The following is a 17,581-nucleotide window of genomic DNA, read 5'->3' as shown; positions in this document are numbered from 1 at the left end:
CCGTGGCACCAGCCGTTCGGGGCGAAGCGATATTAGAGCAGGCTCACTGCTGGGGCGCCATAGCATCCCCGGCCATCGGGTCGGCGTCCATGTTTTCGCCATTGTGCACCATATGACATGCTTCTTCGGCAGTCGCGGCCACTTGCGCAAATGTGATGGCCCGGGCCTGTTCGATGCAGAGCGCAAGATCGTCGTCCGACATCATCGAGGCCATGGACTCCATGGCCATGGAATCGCTCGCCATCGAGTCGCTGGCCATCGAGTCGCTGGCCATGCCGTCGCCTGCCATGGCGTCGCCCGCCATAGCATCTCCAGCCATCGCATCCTGGGCCTGCACGGCGGTAACCGGCAGGGCCAGGGCGAGAACGGCGGCGGCAAAGATCGTTTTGTTGAACATTGTCTAGGCTGTAGTGACGATTTAATGTTTTGGGATTCCCACATCGCGGCAAATCAGATTCAACGCTGACTTTTGGGAGGTCAGCGATGGATGGCGAGATTTTACGCGACGATCAGTGGGAACAGATCAAGCCGTTTGTCCCGGGCGGTCGCAAGGGCAAGCGCGGCCCACGTAGTGATGGGCGTCGGTTTTTCAATGCGCTTTTGTGGATGGCCCGGTCTGGTGGCCGCTGGCGCGATCTGCCCGAAGACCGGTTCGGTCCTTACCAGACGGTCAAGCGGCGCTATTACCGCTGGATCGAGATGGGCGTGTTTGATCGTCTGTTCGAGGCGGTCGCAAACGCTCCCGATCTCGAATGGTTGGCCATCGACGCCACAGTGATCCGCGCCCAGGCCCAGGCCGCAGGGGCGCGGCGAAAAAGGGGGGAGCGCAAACCCAGGCTCTCGGTCGCTCCCGTGGCGGTTTCGGCACCAAGCTCCATGCCGTAGTTGATGCGCTTGGCCTGCCGGTCCGCTTTGCGCTCGGGCCGGGTCAGCAAAATGATATGGCACCCGCCTGCGATCTGGTCGCCGGACTGGCCGCGGGCAAAGTTCTCGCCGACCGGGCCTATGACGCCGATAGCCTCCATGATGTCATTCTCGATGAAGGCGGCGAGCCAGTGATCCCGCCCCGCCGCCACCGCAAATACCAACATGGCTACGACAAGATCGCCTATCGGCAACGCTGGGGCATCGAAGGTTTTTTCGCCAAGCTCAAGCAGTGGCGCCGCATCGCAACTCGATATGACAAGCGAGCCGCCCACTTCCTAGGCTTCGTCAAAATTGCCAGCGTCATGCTGTGGCTTAAATGATTAAATCGTCACCACAGCCTAGTCTCCCTTGGGGTTGCGACCGCAGCTCACAGATACGGTACGTTCTCAACATTCGTTTGCGGTTCAACTCCGGTTACACCCTCACGAAATCGTGTTCCGAACTCGATTATTTCGCACTCGCGCTGTAACGTTTGGATGGCGTGGGACGAATAGGAGCCTGATGCATATGGATTCACTCGAAACGCGGCTCCGCGCGCTCGTGCTGTTGTCCCTCGAGGGCGACAAGCCGGCCTATCGGGAGCTTCTCGGCGAATTGACCCATTATCTGCGCATCTATTTTGGTCGGCGACTGGCTCCAACCCATGCCGCCAATGTCGAGGATCTGATTCAGGAGACACTTTTGGCCGTGCATACGAGACGTCTGACCTATGACGTGGCCCGGCCCTTCACCGCCTGGCTGCACGCCATTGCCCACTACAAGCTGGTCGACCATTTGCGCCGCCACTCCATCCGCCCCACAGTGCCGCTGGACGATGAAATGGCCGGTATCGTGCCGTCCGGAGACCTCTCCGCCCACGATCTCGACCGGATGCTCGGCACCTTGCCGGAGCGCACTTCGACGCTGATCCGCAAGGTCAAGGTCGAGGGGGCCTCGGTCGCCGAAGCCGCATCGGCCCACAACATGAGCGAGGGCGCCGCCAAACTCGCCATCCACCGCGGGCTCAAGGCGCTCATGGCGCGTTTTGCAGGAGACAGGCGATGAACAGCCCCGATCTGATCGATCGCCTGGTCGATGATCTGCGCCCGACGCGGCGCGGCGCGGCGCAATGGATGATGCTGGGCGCCGTGATCGCCGGCATCGTCATGGCAATGGCGGCAATGGTGCCCTGGATCGGCCTGCGCGCCGATATCGTGACGGCCCCGGCCACCGCGATGTTCTGGATCAAGCTCGGCTATACGAGCGTGCTGGCCCTGCTGGGCCTCGCCGCGGCCATGGCGCTGTCGCGCCCCGAGAAAAACAGCTGGCCGGGCCTTTGGGCCGTGGGCGGCGTCTTCCTTCTCGCGCTGGCCGGCGGGCTCTGGCAATGGGGCAACGCCTCCGAAGCGATGAAGCCCGTGCTGGCCGTTGGCAGTACGGCACTGGTCTGCCCGTTGTTCATTGTTGCCTTCTCTGCCCCGGTGCTGGCCATCTTGCTGGCTGTCATGCGCCGCCTCGCGCCGGCCAACCCCACTCTGGCCGGTCTGGCCGTCGGACTTGCATCCGGCGGTGCGGGCGCATCGGTCTATGCTTTCCATTGCGGGGAAAACGGGATGCTGTTTCTGGCGCTCTGGTATTCGGTGGGGGTCGGCCTTGTCGCGCTGTCGGGCGCGCTGCTGGGCCGGACACTCCTGCGCTGGTAGGCCGAATGTGACAAACCCGTCATAAATTGACCACCCGGTCAAATTTCTGCTTTCCCTCTCCGGACAAACGTGTTTGACTTTGCTCCCATGTGCACAACGTCGGCGCTGTAACACGACCGTCGCAAATGCATGGAATAGAGGCGTAGCAAGCGTCTCGATGACAAAGGGAACAAGGGATCATGAAACATCTGCTGCTCGGCGCCTCCGCGCTGGCGCTGACTGTGGGGCTGACCGGCCCCGTCAGCGCGCAGGAAGGCGAATTCACGCTGAACATTCTCCATATCAACGATTTCCATTCGCGCTTCGACCCGATCACCGGCACCGATTCCGACTGCGACCCGGAAACCGACGCCGCCGGTGAGTGCTTTGGCGGCATTGCACGGCTCAAGACCATCATCGACGACACCCGTGCGAGCTACGAAGACGAAGGCGGCAACGTGCTCCTGCTCTCTGCAGGGGACAATTTCCAGGGCTCGCTCTATTACACCACATACAAATCCAAAGTGGTTTCGGACTTCTTCAACCAGATGGGCTTTGACGTGGTCGCCACCGGCAACCACGAGTTTGACGACGGGCCGGAAGAATTCCTCACCTTCATAGAGGCGGCGGATTTCCCCATTATCGGCGGCAATTTCGACGTCTCGCGCTCCGATCTGCTGCGCGGCAAGATCAATGGCTCGATCGTTGTTGATATCGCTGGCGAAAGGGTCGGCATCATCGGCGCAACGACCGAGGACACCCCCGACATCGCCTCACCCGGCCCCGACGTTGAATTCTTCGACGTGGCCCAGTATGTGCGCGGCGCCGCCGAGGCTCTCGAAGCCGCCGGCGTCAACAAGATCATCCTTCTCAGCCACATCGGTTACACGCTCGATCAGGAGATCGCGGCCAGCGTTCCGGGCATCGACGTCATCGTTGGCGGGCACTCCCATTCGCTGCTGTCCAACACCGACGAAGCCGCTGTCGGTCCCTATCCCACATTCGTCACCAACCCCGACGGCGTCGAGGTTGCCGTGGTCCAGGCCAATCAGTACGGCAAGCATCTTGGCGATCTTGCAGTGACCTGGGACGCTGAAGGCAATGTGGTTTCGGCCGAGGGCGAACCGTTCCTCATCGACGCTTCGGTGACCGGCGATGAAGCCTTTGCCGCTCAGCTTGCCGATCTTGCCGGCCCGATCGAAGCGGCCATGGGAGAAATTATCGGGACCACGACCGAGACGATCGAAGGCAGCCGCGAAGTCTGCCGCGTCGAGGAATGCTCCATGGGCAATCTGGTGGCCGACGCCATGCTCGACCGTGTGGCCGATCAGGGCGTGACCATCGCCATTCAGAATGGCGGCGGGCTGCGTGCCTCCATCGATGCCGGCGAGATCACCATGGGCGAAGTCATTACCGTCCTTCCCTTCTCCAACACTCTGGCTACCGTCGATATTTCGGGTGCCGACGTGATCGATGCCCTTGAAAACGGCGTCTCCGATATCGAGAACGGCGCCGGTCGCTTCCCGCAGGTCTCTGGGCTGAAATACTCCTATACGCTGGCCAACCCGGCCGGCGAACGCATCAGCGATGTGCTTGTCGACAATGGCGGCGAATGGGTGCCGATCGACGAGGATGCCACTTACACCATCGTCACCAACAACTATATGCGCGGCGGTGGCGACGGCTACGGCACGTTTGCCGAAGGCGACAACCCCTACGATTTCGGCCCGCCGCTCGAGCAGGTCCTGGCCGAGTACATCGCCGAGCAGGGCGGTGAATACACCCCTTACACCGACGGGCGCATCACGATCGTCGAATAAGCGACACGCCGATCCATCATGCATAAAGGGCGCGTCCGCGGACGCGCCCTTTTCTTTTTCTGGAACCGCTCAGCATCTGTGTGACCATGCCCTGACCTTCTGCGCTTCCCCGGCGACCGCAGAGGGAGATTTACCCTACGACAATTTCCTGCCGCTTGGTTTCCGACACGAACCCCAGATCGAGCACCTTTTGCATGTCCGCCGCGTAACGGAAGCTGGGATCGCCATTGATGCCTGAGTGCACGGCCTCGACAAAGCGGTGATAATTGGTCGGGACGGGCTCGACAGGCACCTCCTGCCAATGGGCGATTTCGGCATCTTCCCCCGCGCACATCTGCAGCGAGGACCCGTTCATGCCGTGCTGGACTTCCAGCCCGCCTTTGTCGCCATAGGCGCGCAGGCGAAGCGTGTTGAGATAGCCCGACGCCCAGCGTGTCGCATGCACCACGCCCAATGCGCCCGACCCGAATTCAAGGCTCATGGTAAAACTGTCATTGGCATCGAGCACATAGTCGCCGATCCGTCCGTCCGGATCCTTGTCGAAGGCTTTGAGGCGACAGAACATCGAGGCAACCGGGGCGTTGATGCCGAAGGACGCAAAATCGAGAATGTGGATGCCGATATCGCCCAGTGTGCCGTTCGAACCGTGCGCGGTGGATAAGCGCCACAGCCAAGTCGGATCAGTCCGCCAGTCGCCCCAGGCTTTCGAGACCAGCCAGCTTTGCAGATAGCTCGCTTCCACGTGCTTGATCTCACCGATGGCACCCTGATCGACCAACTGCCGGAATTTCTGAAGCTCGGCCACGTTGCGGTAAGTAAGATTGACCATGTTGACCAACCCCGCTGCCTCGGCAGCGTCGGCCATGCCCTGCGCGTGCCCGTAATGGGTCGCCAGCGGCTTTTCGCAAAACACGTGCTTGCCCGCCTCGATCGCCTTCATCGAGGTTTCGAAGTGGAACCGGTCGGGTGTGACATTGGCCACCGAATCGAACCGTCCCCAATCGAGCGCCTCGTCGAGCGAGGTGAAGATGCGCGGAATATCGTAGCTTTGGGCAAAGCGCTGGGCGCGCTCGGCATCGAGATCGACAGCCCCCACGATTTCAACGCCGTCAATGGCGCCAAAATGCGCCGCATGGCTGGAGGCCATATTGCCTGTGCCAAGGATCACAAGACGCATGCTGCGCTCCCGCGAAAGAAACAGATGATTGAGATGAAGGCCGACCCCTAACGGAAGCCCTGCTCGCCCGCCTTGTGCAGCTTGCCGCCACGCTCTTCGATCTTTTCGAGAGCTTTGTCCACCGGCACGTTGGGGGCATCGTGAACGGCCATATACCGCCCTTGCCGATTGTGCGCCCATTTGACCGCGTTGCGCAAAACCTTGCCCACCGTCGCATCGTGATAGGTTGGATAGGTCTCGTGCCCGGGCCGAAAGTAAAAGATATTGCCCGCCCCGCGTCGATAGGTCAGCCCCGAGCGGAACACCTCTCCGCCCTGGAACCAGGAAACGAACACGGTTTCGAGCGGTTCGGGCACCGAGAACGGCTCACCATACATTTCCTCGTTTTCGAGCTCGAAATATTCGCCCAGCCCTTCGGCGATCGGATGGCGCGGATTGACGACCCAGAGCCGCTCGCGCTCGCCCGCCTCGCGCCATTTGAGCGCGCAGGGCGTGCCCATCAGCCGTTTGAAGATTTTCGAGAAATGCGCCGAGTGCAAAAGGATCAGCCCCATGCCTTCCCAAACGCGCTTTGCGACACGCTCGACGATGGCGTCATCGACATCGCCGTGCGCCGCATGGCCCCACCACAACAGCACATCGGTATCGGCGAGAACGGCATCGGTCAGCCCGTGCTCGGGATCCTGCAGCACCACGGTATCGACGGAAATGCCGGCATCCTCGGCCAGCAATCTGGCGATCTGGGCGTGCATGCCCTCCGGATAGAGTTCGGCCACCACCTCGCTTTTCTGCTCGTGAACGTTCTCGCCCCAGACGAGCGCCTTGATCGTCATTGTCCGTCACTCCTGTCGCGGCCCTGCCGCGAGCCAAAACGTTTTGGATTTACATATACGCCAGGGCACCACCATCTCGGGCGCCGCATAGGCTGTGTTTCCTGATGATTGCCGCGCGCCCACATCCCTGCGCGGCCCAACTGTGATTCCGCTCTATCGTGTTTGCGGGCCGATTTGGAGAGGCAAAATGCAACAGGCGAACAAAAAAAGAGGCGGAAGGTTCCGCCTCTTTCAATCGGGTTTGTAGCCGGCCCTATTCGATGGCGTCGGTGACCACCGTCGTATAGGCGCCTTCAGGCTCGGCGGTGATTGCCGGATTGTCCGGGGAAACCGCCGAAAGCAGCGTGGCGACGGTCTGCTCATAAGCTTCGACATCGAGCGCCGGGCTGTCGCCAACCAGCGCAGCGGCTTCATTGACCTGATAGATCTGGCTTTCGAGCGTCAGCGCGCCACTCATATCGTTGTTGAGAACGATCTCGGCGGCCTCTTCGGGATTGGCCTCGGCATAGGCCCAGCCTTCCATGGAAGCTTCAACGAACGCCGTCATCGCCTCGACGAACTCGGGATCTTCGAGCCGGTCTTCCATGACATAGAGCCCGTCTTCGAGCATGCCCACGCCTTCATCGGCGAAGTTGAACAGCGTCAGGCTGTCCTCGGGGATGCCCGCGTCGAGCACCTGCTTGTATTCATTGTAGCGCATGACCGAAATGCAATCGGCCTGGTTCTGAAGCAGCGGATCGGCCGAGAAGGCCTGCCGCAGCACTTCGACGCCATCTTCCCCGCCGTCGGTGGACAGACCGAGCTGAGCCATCCAGGCATAGAACGGGTATTCATTACCGAAGAACCACACACCCAGGGTCTTGCCAGGGAAATCGGCTGTGGATTGCACACCGCTTTCTTCCGAACAGACCATCTCCAGCGCCGTGGTGGCGAAGGGCTGGGCGATATTGACCAGCGGAACGCCGCGTTCGCGCGCTGCAAGGCCCGCCGCCATCCATGTGGTGATGACATCGGCACCGCCGCCGGCGATCACCTGTTCGGGGGCAATGTCGGGGCCACCGGGATTGATGGTGACGTCCAGACCGGCTTCTTCGTAATAGCCCAGATCCTTGGCCACCAGATAACCGGCGAACTGGCCCTGATTGACCCATTTGAGCTGGAAGGTCAGCGGATAGAGATCCTGGGCGAAGACCGGGCTGGCCGAAGCCAGAAGCATTCCGGCCAGAGCCGCGATTTTGAGAGTTTTCATGATGTTCCCCTTGCTTTTCGATGGCTGCCCGGCGCCATGCCGGACACTAACCATCCGATATTTCTCCCCTTCCCCGCGTTTGCCGCGCGGCGAGGGGAATGGTTTGGTCCCTAGCGTCCTCGTCCCCCACGAACTGAAGGATGCCAGAAGGTGACGGCACGCTCGATGAGCGCGATCACCCCGTAGAACAACGAGCCGGCGAGCGCGGCGACCGCGATCTCGGCCCAGACCATATCGACTTGAAGCCGTCCGATGGCCGCGGATATCCGGAACCCCATCCCCACGACAGGAGTGCCGAAAAACTCGGCGACGATGGCCCCGACCAAAGCCAGCGTCGAATTGATCTTGAGCGCATTGAAGATGAAGGGCCATGCCATGGGCAAGCGCAATTTTGCGAGTGTCTGCCAATAACTGGCCGCATAGGTGCGCATAAGGTCCTTTTCGATCGCCCCGGTGGCGTTCAGCCCGGCCACCGTATTCACCAGCATGGGAAAGAACGTCATCACCACAACGACAGCGGCCTTGCTCTGCCAGTCGAACCCGAACCACATCACCATGATCGGCGCGATGCCGACAAGCGGCAACGCGGAGACGAAATTGCCGACCGGCAGCAGCCCGCGCTTGAGGAAGGGCGAACGGTCGATGGCCACGGCCACGATAAACGCCGATCCACAGCCGATGGCATAGCCGACAAGGACCGATTTGAGGAATGTCTGCTGGAAGTCGGGCCAGATCGGGTTGGGGATCGACGCTAAAAGCCTGTCCCAGATCACCGATGGCGGCGGCAGCAATACGGCCGGCACGTTGAGCCCCCGCACCAGCCCTTCCCAGACCACAAGCAGGACGACGCCGAAAATAACCGGCACGGCGATGTTGATGGCGTTGGCCGCAACCCGGTCGCGCGTTCCGATGCGCACGAGAAATTCGTTGATCCCCCATCCGGCCAGCCACACCGCCAGCGCGGTTACGATCCAGCCGTTCATGCGGGCGCTCCCATCATTTTTGAAGTGAGCGACTGGATGGCGCCGATGGCAAAGATCAGGGCTGCCGAAAGCGCCGCCGCCATCAGAAGCGCCGCCCAGATCTGGGTTGTCTGCCCGTAGTAGGACCCGGCCAGAAGCCGCGAGCCCAGCCCGCCCGCGGCTCCCGTCGGCAATTCGCCGACGATGGCCCCGACCAGCGAGGCGGCGACACCCACTTTCATGGAGGTGAAGAGATAGGGAATGGCCGCCGGCCAGCGCAGCTTCCAGAACACCTGATTGCCCGAGGCATTATAGGTGCGCATCAGATCGAGATGGATGGCTTCGGGGCTGCGAAAGCCCTTGACCATCCCCACGACGACCGGAAAGAACGAAAGATAGGTCGAAATCAGCGCCTTGGGGATCAGCCCGGTCAGCCCCACCGAATTGAGCACCACCACCACCATCGGCGCAATGGCGAGAATGGGGATGGTCTGGCTGGCAATGATCCACGGCATAAGCGAGCGATCCATCGCCCGGTTGTGAACGATCAGCACCGCCAGCCCGATGCCCAGCAACGTGCCGAAAATGAACCCCAGCCCGGTCGCCGAAAGGGTGATCCAGGCGTGAAAGATCAAGCTGCGAGGGGTGGAGGGATTGGCGCTGAACACCGAATTGTAAAATTCGACGGCCACCTGATGCGGCGCCGGCAGCACCGGACGCTGCTGGGCGAAAACATCGGCCAGGAACTGGGTGAGCGGCACATCGACAAGATCGGCCCGCGCGTAAACGCCCTGCTGCCAGGGCGTGTTGAGCACGATCGTGCCGGCGTACCAGATGGCGATAATGGCGAGCACCACCACCAGCACCGGAACGAAACTCCCCCCAGCCAGCCGCTTCATAGCCTATTCCTCATAGGAGTGGCCGGCCCGCAAGCCCTCGCGCACCCGGGCGGCGATTTCGAGGAATTCGGGCGTCTCGCGAATATCGAGCGGGCGCTCCTTGGGGAGCGTTGATTCGATCACATCGGTCACCCGGCCGGGGCGCGGGCTCATTACCACGATCTTTGTGGAGAGATAGACAGCCTCGGGGATCGAGTGGGTGACAAAACAGATGGTCTTGCTGGTCTTGGCCCAAAGTTCGAGAAGCTGTTCGTTGAGGTGATCGCGCACGATCTCGTCGAGTGCCCCGAACGGCTCGTCCATCAACAAAAGGTCGGCATCGAAGGCCAGCGCGCGGGCAATCGAAGCGCGTTGCTGCATGCCGCCCGAAAGCTGCCAGGGAAATTTCTGCTCGAACCCGGAAAGATTGACCATCTCCAGCGTCCGCGCGATGCGCTTTTGCTGCTCGGTCTTCGAGTAACCCATGATCTCAAGCGGCAGGCCGACATTGCGCTCGATAGTCCGCCATGGATAGAGCGCGGCGGCCTGAAACACATAGCCGTACGACCGATCCCTGCGCGCCTGTTCGGGGCTGTGGCCATTGACGGTGATGGTGCCCGATGTCGGCTGTTCGAGATCGGCAATCACCCGCAGGAACGTCGTCTTCCCGCACCCCGACGGGCCGATGAACGAGACGAACTCCCCCTTGGAGATCGTCAAGTCGACGTCCGAAAGCGCGTGTACCGGCCCGTCCGCTGTTTCAAAAGTCAGCCCGAGATTCTCGGCCGATACTACCTCAGTCAAAGAAAGGCCCCCTCACCCGCCGCTTCGCGGCGACCTCTCCCCCAAAGGGAGAGGTGTTCCCAGCCGAAATGGTTTGCCCCGGCACCACCTCTCCCTTGGGGGAGAGGTCGGCTGCGCACCAGCCGGGGGCCTTTGCCAAAAACGCCAACGCCCACCATCAAACCCCGCTCGCCGGTATGCCGCTGCGTTCCACCTTGCGCGGTGCGGTGAGTTCTTTCCACTTGGAAAGCGCTTTGTTCACAGCCTGGAAGGGCTCGCGCGCCACGAACTGGCCATGGCCCTCCTTGGGCTGGAATACACCGTCATCGACGGCCACCCGGCCCCGCGTTAGGGTAAACCGCGGCAGGCCCTTGACGTGCTTGCCCTCGAACACATTGTAGTCGATGGCCGATTGCTGGGACTTGGCCGAAATTGTCTTTTCCTTTTCCGGGTCCCAAACGACGATATCGGCATCGGCGCCAACCAGGATGGCGCCCTTTTTGGGATAGACGTTCAGGATTTTGGCGATGTTGGTCGAGGTGACGGCGACGAACTCGTTCATGGTCAACCGGCCCGTTGCGACACCATAGGTCCACAGCATCGGCATTCGATCTTCGAGCCCGCCCGTGCCGTTGGGGATCTTGGTGAAATCGCCCAATCCGGTGCGCTTCTGCGCGGTGGTAAATGCGCAATGATCGGTGGCGACGACCTGCAGCGACCCCGATTGCAAGCCGGCCCACAGCGAATCCTGATGCGCCTTGTTGCGGAAGGGCGGGCTCATGACGCGGCGGGCCGCATGGTCCCAGTCCTTGTCGAAATATTCGGACTCATCGAGGGTCAGGTGCTGGATCAGCGGTTCGCCATAAACCCGCTTGCCCTGCTGGCGCGCCCTGCGGATCGCCTCATGGCTTTCCTCGCAGCTCGTGTGGACCACATAGAGCGGCACCCCGGCCATATCGGCGATCATGATCGCACGGTTTGTGGCTTCGCCCTCGACCTGCGGCGGGCGCGAATAGGCATGGCCCTCGGGCCCGTTATTGCCTTCGGCAAGCAGTTTCGCCGAAAGGTCGGCGACCACATCGCCGTTTTCGGCGTGGACCAGCGGCATCGCCCCCAGTTCGGCGCAGCGCTGGAACGAGGCATACATCTCATCGTCCTGCACCATCAGCGCGCCCTTGTACGCCATGAAGTGCTTGAAGGTGTTGATGCCTTTTTCTTTAACGACGGTTTCCATCTCGTCGAACACCTGTTCGCTCCACCAGGTGATCGCCATGTGATAGGAATAATCGCAATGAGCGCGGCCCGATTTGTTGTCCCACATCGAAAGCGCTTCAAGCAGGCTCTGATTGGGGCTGGGCAGGCAGAAATCGACAACCATCGTCGTCCCACCCGCCAGCGCAGCGCGGGTGCCGGATTCGAAATCGTCGGATGAATAGGTGCCCATAAAGGGCATTTCCAGATGCACATGCGGATCGATGCCGCCCGGCATCACATAGCATCCGGAGGCATCGAGCACACTATCTCCGGAAAGCTCCGGCCCGATCTCGACGATGGTGTCGCCTTCGATTTTGATATCGGCCTTGTAGGTCAGATCGGCGGTAACGATGGTGCCGTTCTTGATGACTGTGCTCATGATGTTTCCCCTTGGATAGGCCACGGTCCGTTTTCCTCGACGGACCACCGGCTTCTATTTTTCGCCGCCGTTTCCAGCGCGCTTTTGATGGCGAGTAGAACGCCATCGGTGTTGGTCAAAACCTCATTGTTCCAGAAGCGCAGCACGCAATATCCATGCTGCTCAAGCACCTTGGTTCGCGCCGCATCTGTTGCGCTCATCGCGTGTTGTCCGCCGTCCAATTCGATTATCAGATCGGCCTCACGGCATGCAAAGTCTGCGATGTAGGGGCCGACGGGATGCTGACGTACGAACTTGAAACCGAAAAAATTGCCATTCCGCAGATGATGCCAGAGTCCGATTTCAGCATCGGTCATCCGGCCCCGGAGCACTTTTGCGCTTTTTGCCGCAAACCGAGACTTGAGCTTGCTCACAAGGCCCCCTCACCCGCCGCTTCGCGTCGACCTCTCCCCCTAAGGGAGAGGTAGCGCTGAAGCTTAGGCGACTCTGTTTGAACTTCTGGATGGTTGAGTACAAGGAAGGCTCCCTCACCCGGCTGTTGCACAGCCGACCTTTCTCCCAAGGAAGAGGTGGCTCTGAGGCCGGGGCACTCACCGGATCTTACCTCTCCCTTAGGGGGAGAGGTCGACGCGGAGCGGCGGGTGAGGGGGCCTTCGCCAAGCCCATCATCGCAAAAATGGGCATCCATGCTCACCCCACGATCTCCGCCGTCTCAACCACCGCATGCAGCAGCACGTCGGCGCCGGCGGTAGCCCATTCCTTTGAAATGTCCTCGGCCTCGTTGTGGCTCAGCCCGTCAACACACGGGCACATGACCATAGCGGTCGGATAGAGCTTGTTGATCCAGCAGGCATCGTGCCCGGCGCCAGAAACGATATTGCGGTGCGAATAGCCGAGCCGTTCGGCCGCGTTGCGGATGGCGGTGACGCAGCCCTCATCGAAAGTGACGGGATCGAAATGGCCCGCAACTTCGATTTCCATGCCCAGACCCAGTTCCTCGGCGATTTTGGGCGCTTCGGCCTCGAACCGGGCTTTCATGGCATCGAGCACGTCCTGATGGGGAGAGCGGAAATCGATGGTGAACACCACCTTGCCGGGAATGACGTTGCGCGAATTGGGATGGACGTCGCAATGGCCGATTGCCCCCACCGCTTCGGGCTGATGGCTCATGGCAATCTGGTGGACGAGTTCGGTCATCCGCGCCATGCCCAGCCCGGCGTTCCTGCGCATGGGCATCGGGGTCGAGCCGGTGTGGGCGTCCTTACCGGCCAGCGTCACCTGCAGCCACCAGAGCCCCTGCCCGTGGGTGACAACGCCGATATCCTTGCCTTCGGCTTCAAGGATCGGACCTTGCTCGATATGAAGCTCGAAAAACGCCTTCATCTTGCGGGCGCCGACCTGTTCGTCACCGACCCAGCCGATACGCTTGAGTTCATCGCCGAATTTGAGCCCCTTGGCATCGACCCGGTCATAGGCCCAATCGAGCTCATGCACCCCTGCGAAAACACCCGATGCCAGCATGGCGGGCGCAAAGCGGGTGCCCTCCTCATTGGTCCAGTTGGTGACGACGATGGGGTGTTTGGTCTTGATATCGAGATCGTTGAGCGTGCGGATCAGCTCCAGCCCGCCCAGAACGCCGAGCACGCCGTCATATTTCCCGCCCGTCGGCTGGGTATCGAGGTGAGAGCCGACATAGACCGGCAATGCGTCGGGGTCGGTGCCCTCGCGACGGGCAAACATGGTGCCCATCCTGTCGACACCCATTTCAAGCCCGGCCTCGTCGCACCAGCGTTGAAACAGCTCGCGGCCCTCCTTGTCGGCATCGGTCAGCGTCTGGCGGTTGTTGCCGCCCGCCACACCGGGGCCGATCTTGGCGATCTCCATAAGGGAGTCCCACAACCGGTCCCCGTTGATCTTGAGGTTGTCACCGAGTGTGGCCATGGACTTTGCTCCCTTCTTTGAAAGATCAGAGGGTTGGAAATGTAAATTGCGCGCCCGACTTAATCCCCGCCGGCCAGCGCGTCGTGACCGTTTTCAGCCGCGTATAAAAGTGCACGCCCTCGGGCCCATAAATCGAGTGATCGCCGAACAGGCTCCGCTTCCAGCCGCCGAAGGAATGATAGGCTACCGGCACGGGGATGGGAACGTTGACCCCGACCATGCCGACCTCGATCCGGTCGGCGAAGTCGCGCGCCGCGTCACCGTCGCGGGTGAAGATGGCAACGCCGTTTCCATATTCGTGTTCGTTGATCATTTTGACCGCGTCACCATAATCGGGCGCGCGGACGACGGAGAGGACGGGGCCGAAAATCTCTTCGCGGTAGATGGTCATTTCCGGCGTCACGCGGTCGAACAGCGTGCCGCCGACATAATAGCCGTCTTCATAGCCCTGCAGCGAAAACCCGCGCCCATCGACCACGAGTTCGGCGCCTTCGGCGACGCCCTTGTCGATATAGCCCACCACCTTGTCGCGATGCATCGCGGTCACAAGCGGGCCCATCTCGGCGTCCTTGTCGGTCGCCGGGCCGATCTTGAGGCTTTCAACACGGGGCTTGAGCTTTTCGATTAGCGCGTCGGCGGTTTTTTCACCCACCGGCACGGCAACCGAAATCGCCATGCAGCGCTCCCCAGCGGATCCGTACCCGGCACCCATTAGAGCATCGGCTGCCTGGTCCAGATCCGCGTCGGGGAGGATCACCATGTGGTTTTTCGCGCCGCCCAGCGCCTGGATGCGCTTTCCGGCTTTCGTGCCACGTTGATAGACATATTCGGCGATTGGCGTGGAGCCCACAAAGCTCACCGCCTTGATATCGGGATGGTCGAGAATGTGATCGACCGCTTCCTTGTCGCCATGAACGATATTGAGCACGCCCTCGGGCAGCCCCGCCTCCATGAACAAATTCCAGGCCAGCATCGGTGCCGACGGATCGCGCTCGGAGGGTTTGAGAATGAACGTATTCCCGCACGCAATGGCGCTCGGATACATCCACATCGGCACCATGGCCGGGAAGTTGAACGGGGTGATTCCCGCCACGACGCCCAGCGGCTGGCGGTCGGCATAGGCATCGATGGCCGGGCCGACATTGCGGGTGAACGTGCCTTTCAAAAGCTCAGGGATGCCGCAGGCATATTCCACGCACTCGATGCCACGCTGCACTTCGCCCAAAGCATCGTCATGGGTCTTGCCGTGTTCGCGCGAGATTTCCCGCGCCAGATCGGCCGCGTGCTTGTCGAGCAGTTCCTTGAATTTAAACATCACCCGCGCCCGCTTGAGCGGCGGCGTGGCGCCCCAGGCCGGCTGCGCGGCCTTGGCCGAGGCCACAGCGGCGTCGATCTCGGCATTTGTCGAAAGCGGCAACTGCGCAATCTGCTCGCCGGTCGCCGGGTTATAGACCGCCGATTTGCGCGTCGAGGACGAAGCGACACGCTTGCCGCCTATGGCGTTTTCGATGATCTGCATGCTCAATCCACCTCCCCGAGGACCGTGCGAATGGTATCGACGATTTGGTCGATCTGTTGTTTTTCCACGATCAGCGGCGGCGAAAGCGCGATGATATCGCCCGTCGTGCGGATCAGGACACCTTTTTCATAGGCTTTCACGAAAGCCGAGAACGCCCGCTTTGTCGGCTCACCGGCAATCGGCTCGAGTTCGATGGCGCCGACAAGACCGATATTGCGCACATCGATCACATGCGGCGCGCCCTTGAGCGAATGCAGCGCATCCTCGAAATAGGGCCCAAGTTCGGCGCCGCGGGTCAGCAAGCCTTCCTGCTTGTAGGTCTCCAGCGTCGCCAGCCCGGCCGCTGAAGCGATCGGGTTGCCCGAATAGGTGTAGCCGTGGAAAAATTCGATCAGGTGTTCGGGCCCGGTCATGAAGGCGTCGTGGATTTTCGACGAGGTGAACACCGCTCCCATGGGAATGACGCCATTGGTCAACCCCTTGGCGGTGACCATGATGTCGGGCGTGACCCCGAAATAATCGGCGCCGAACGGGGTGCCCAGCCGTCCGTATCCGGTGATGACCTCATCAAAGATCAGCAGGATACCGTGCTTGTCGCAGATCTCGCGCAGGCGCTTGAGATAACCCGGTGGCGGGATCAGAACCCCCGTAGACCCCGCCACCGGCTCGACGATCACCGCAGCGATCGTCGAAGCATCGTGGAGCGCAACGATACGCTCCAGTTCCTCGGCCAGTTCCACCCCGTGCTGCGGTTCTCCGCGCGAAAAGGCGTTCTTTGCCGGTAGATGGGTGTGCGGCAGATGATCGACGCCGGTTAAAAGCGTTCCGAACATCTTGCGGTTGGCGACGATCCCGCCCACCGAAATGCCGCCGAAATTGACCCCGTGATAGCCGCGCTCGCGCCCGATCAAGCGCGTACGGGAGCCCTGCCCAATGGCCTTCTGATAAGCCAGCGCCACCTTGAGCGCCGTCTCCACCGATTCGGACCCGGAATTGGTGAACAGCACATGGTCGAGCCCGTCCGGCGCCAGATCGACCAGCCTGTTGGCCAGCTCGAACGCCTTGGGATGCCCCATCTGGAAGGCCGGCGCGTAGTCGAGCTCGGCCGCCTGATTGGCGATGGCCTCGGTGATCAGCGGCCGGCAGTGACCGGCATTGACGCACCACAGACCCGCCGTGCCATCGAGCACGTCGCGCCCATCGGCGGTTTTGTAGTGCATATCCTTGGCGCCCACGAACATGCGCGGACTTTTCTTGAACTGCCGGTTGGCCGTGAACGGCATCCAGAAAGCGTTGAGATCATTGGGGATGGACGGAGCGCCCTGCGACATGAATATTCCCTCTCCGGCGCTTCCGGGATATTTCCGGCGGCCGGCTGTTGATTTCGGTCAGAATTTTTTTGACCGATTGGAAAAATTCTAGCACTCTTAATGCAAGGTTCAAGGGGTATAATTCTCATGTCCGCTTCGGGTCATGGAAATGACCCCGAACCGGTTCGGGATTCCGCCGCCGGGGTTCTTTATGGGAGGCAACAGCCGAAAATGACCACCGATGCAGAGGCGCCCCGGCCTATAACGCGAATTCAGCGCGAAAAGCAGGAAGTCATCCTCGAGGCCGCGCTCGACGTCTTTTCCCAGTTCGGCTTCCGCGGCTCGACCATCGACCAGATTGCCGAGGCGGCAGGCATGAGCAAGCCCAACCTGCTCTATTATTTCAAATCCAAGGAAGACATCCACGCCCCGCTGCTGGCACGCATTCTCGACACCTGGCTCGAACCCCTGCGGGAAATGAACCCCGATGGCGATCCCCTGCCCGAGATCCAGTCCTATATCCGGCGCAAGCTGGAAATGAGCCGCGACTTTCCCCGCGAAAGCCGGCTGTTCGCCAATGAGATGCTGCGCGGCGCGCCCGGTTTCTACGACATCCTGCACACCGATCTCAAAGACCTTGTCGATGAGAAGGTAAAGGTCATCAAGGGGTGGATGGCCGAGGGCAAGATCACCAAGGCCGATCCCTATCATTTGATCTTTTCCATCTGGGCGACGACGCAGCACTATGCCGATTTCGACATCCAGGTGAAGGCCGTGCTCGGTCGCGAACGCGGTGGCGAAGGGCGATTCGAGGACGCCGCGCGCTTTCTCGATCAGCTGTTCCTGCACGGGCTGACGCCGCACAACAAACGCTGAACCGGGCTCCAT

The 17,581-nt window shown here is 61.1% G+C and carries 17 protein-coding genes; 5 read left to right on the top strand and 12 right to left on the bottom strand.

All coding sequences use genetic code 11. From position 1 onward, the window contains the following. Window positions 1–43: 43 nt before the first annotated feature. Window positions 44–397, bottom strand: coding sequence for a hypothetical protein (locus ACP148_RS03725; protein WP_421951251.1), 354 nt, complete (start codon window positions 395–397; stop codon window positions 44–46). 86 nt (window positions 398–483) lie between these two features. Here ACP148_RS03725 and ACP148_RS03720 point away from each other — a divergent pair. The 4 genes from ACP148_RS03720 (at window position 484) to ACP148_RS03705 (ending at window position 4,408) form a co-directional block, all read left to right on the top strand. After that, window positions 484–1,247 (top strand): IS5 family transposase gene (locus ACP148_RS03720; RefSeq protein ID WP_421951250.1). Its coding sequence is split into 2 segments (ribosomal slippage): window positions 484–811 and window positions 811–1,247, totalling 765 coding nucleotides; the frame shifts between segments, so codons are not numbered across the junction. Between the two features lie 187 nt (window positions 1,248–1,434). Continuing rightward, window positions 1,435–1,971 carry a sigma-70 family RNA polymerase sigma factor gene (locus ACP148_RS03715; RefSeq protein WP_421951249.1) on the top strand — a complete coding sequence of 179 codons (537 nt, stop codon included), beginning with the start codon at window positions 1,435–1,437 and terminating at the stop codon, window positions 1,969–1,971. After that, window positions 1,968–2,609 carry an NrsF family protein gene (locus tag ACP148_RS03710; protein ID WP_421951248.1) on the top strand — a complete coding sequence of 214 codons (642 nt, stop codon included), beginning with the start codon at window positions 1,968–1,970 and terminating at the stop codon, window positions 2,607–2,609. Before ACP148_RS03715 ends, ACP148_RS03710 begins: the two co-directional genes overlap by 4 nt. Before the next feature lie 179 nt (window positions 2,610–2,788). Beyond that, window positions 2,789–4,408: a bifunctional metallophosphatase/5'-nucleotidase gene (locus ACP148_RS03705; RefSeq protein WP_421951247.1), complete on the top strand. Its 1,620-nt coding sequence runs from the start codon at window positions 2,789–2,791 to the stop codon at window positions 4,406–4,408. Between the two features lie 130 nt (window positions 4,409–4,538). On the opposite strand, the gene ACP148_RS03700 is transcribed toward ACP148_RS03705, so the two are convergent. The 11 genes from ACP148_RS03700 to ACP148_RS03650 all read right to left on the bottom strand — a co-directional run bounded on the left by ACP148_RS03700 (window position 4,539) and on the right by ACP148_RS03650 (window position 16,714). After that, entirely contained in the window at window positions 4,539–5,585 is a 1,047-nt protein-coding gene (locus ACP148_RS03700) for a Gfo/Idh/MocA family protein (protein WP_421951246.1), read from the bottom strand. Between the two features lie 47 nt (window positions 5,586–5,632). Continuing rightward, window positions 5,633–6,418, bottom strand: coding sequence for a ThuA domain-containing protein (locus ACP148_RS03695; RefSeq protein ID WP_421951245.1), 786 nt, complete (start codon window positions 6,416–6,418; stop codon window positions 5,633–5,635). 253 nt (window positions 6,419–6,671) lie between these two features. Then, window positions 6,672–7,667 carry an ABC transporter substrate-binding protein gene (locus ACP148_RS03690; RefSeq protein WP_421951244.1) on the bottom strand — a complete coding sequence of 332 codons (996 nt, stop codon included), beginning with the start codon at window positions 7,665–7,667 and terminating at the stop codon, window positions 6,672–6,674. A gap of 110 nt (window positions 7,668–7,777) precedes the next feature. Next, window positions 7,778–8,650, bottom strand: coding sequence for an ABC transporter permease (locus ACP148_RS03685; protein WP_421951243.1), 873 nt, complete (start codon window positions 8,648–8,650; stop codon window positions 7,778–7,780). Next, entirely contained in the window at window positions 8,647–9,528 is an 882-nt protein-coding gene (locus ACP148_RS03680) for an ABC transporter permease (RefSeq protein ID WP_421951242.1), read from the bottom strand. The genes ACP148_RS03685 and ACP148_RS03680 overlap by 4 nt, the downstream gene beginning before the upstream one ends. Window positions 9,529–9,531: 3 nt before the next feature. Further along, the gene (locus ACP148_RS03675; RefSeq protein WP_421951241.1) at window positions 9,532–10,311 is read right to left on the bottom strand and encodes an ABC transporter ATP-binding protein; all 780 of its coding nucleotides are present in this window, start codon (window positions 10,309–10,311) and stop codon (window positions 9,532–9,534) included. Window positions 10,312–10,468: 157 nt separating this feature from the next. Next, window positions 10,469–11,923 carry a dihydropyrimidinase gene (hydA, locus tag ACP148_RS03670; protein ID WP_421951240.1) on the bottom strand — a complete coding sequence of 485 codons (1,455 nt, stop codon included), beginning with the start codon at window positions 11,921–11,923 and terminating at the stop codon, window positions 10,469–10,471. Next, window positions 11,920–12,336, bottom strand: coding sequence for an endonuclease domain-containing protein (locus tag ACP148_RS03665; RefSeq protein ID WP_421951239.1), 417 nt, complete (start codon window positions 12,334–12,336; stop codon window positions 11,920–11,922). The genes hydA and ACP148_RS03665 overlap by 4 nt, the downstream gene beginning before the upstream one ends. 277 nt (window positions 12,337–12,613) lie before the next feature. Further along, on the bottom strand, window positions 12,614–13,864 hold the full coding sequence (locus tag ACP148_RS03660; RefSeq protein ID WP_421951238.1) for a Zn-dependent hydrolase: 1,251 nt from the start codon (window positions 13,862–13,864) through the stop codon (window positions 12,614–12,616). Window positions 13,865–13,889: 25 nt separating this feature from the next. Next, complete coding sequence (locus ACP148_RS03655; protein WP_421951237.1) at window positions 13,890–15,383, bottom strand: CoA-acylating methylmalonate-semialdehyde dehydrogenase; 1,494 nt, start codon at window positions 15,381–15,383, stop codon at window positions 13,890–13,892. Window positions 15,384–15,385: 2 nt separating this feature from the next. Beyond that, window positions 15,386–16,714 (bottom strand): aspartate aminotransferase family protein, encoded by a 1,329-nt coding sequence (locus ACP148_RS03650; protein ID WP_421951236.1) that lies wholly within the window; start codon window positions 16,712–16,714, stop codon window positions 15,386–15,388. A gap of 210 nt (window positions 16,715–16,924) precedes the next feature. On the opposite strand from ACP148_RS03650, the gene ACP148_RS03645 reads away from it, so the two are divergent. Then, entirely contained in the window at window positions 16,925–17,569 is a 645-nt protein-coding gene (locus ACP148_RS03645) for a TetR family transcriptional regulator C-terminal domain-containing protein (RefSeq protein WP_421951235.1), read from the top strand. The last annotated feature ends 12 nt before the right edge of the window (window positions 17,570–17,581 follow it).

Source organism: Pelagibacterium sp., assembly GCF_965249125.1.
Lineage (GTDB): Bacteria > Pseudomonadota > Alphaproteobacteria > Rhizobiales > Devosiaceae > Pelagibacterium.
This window is presented reverse-complemented; position numbering and strand designations above follow the sequence as displayed.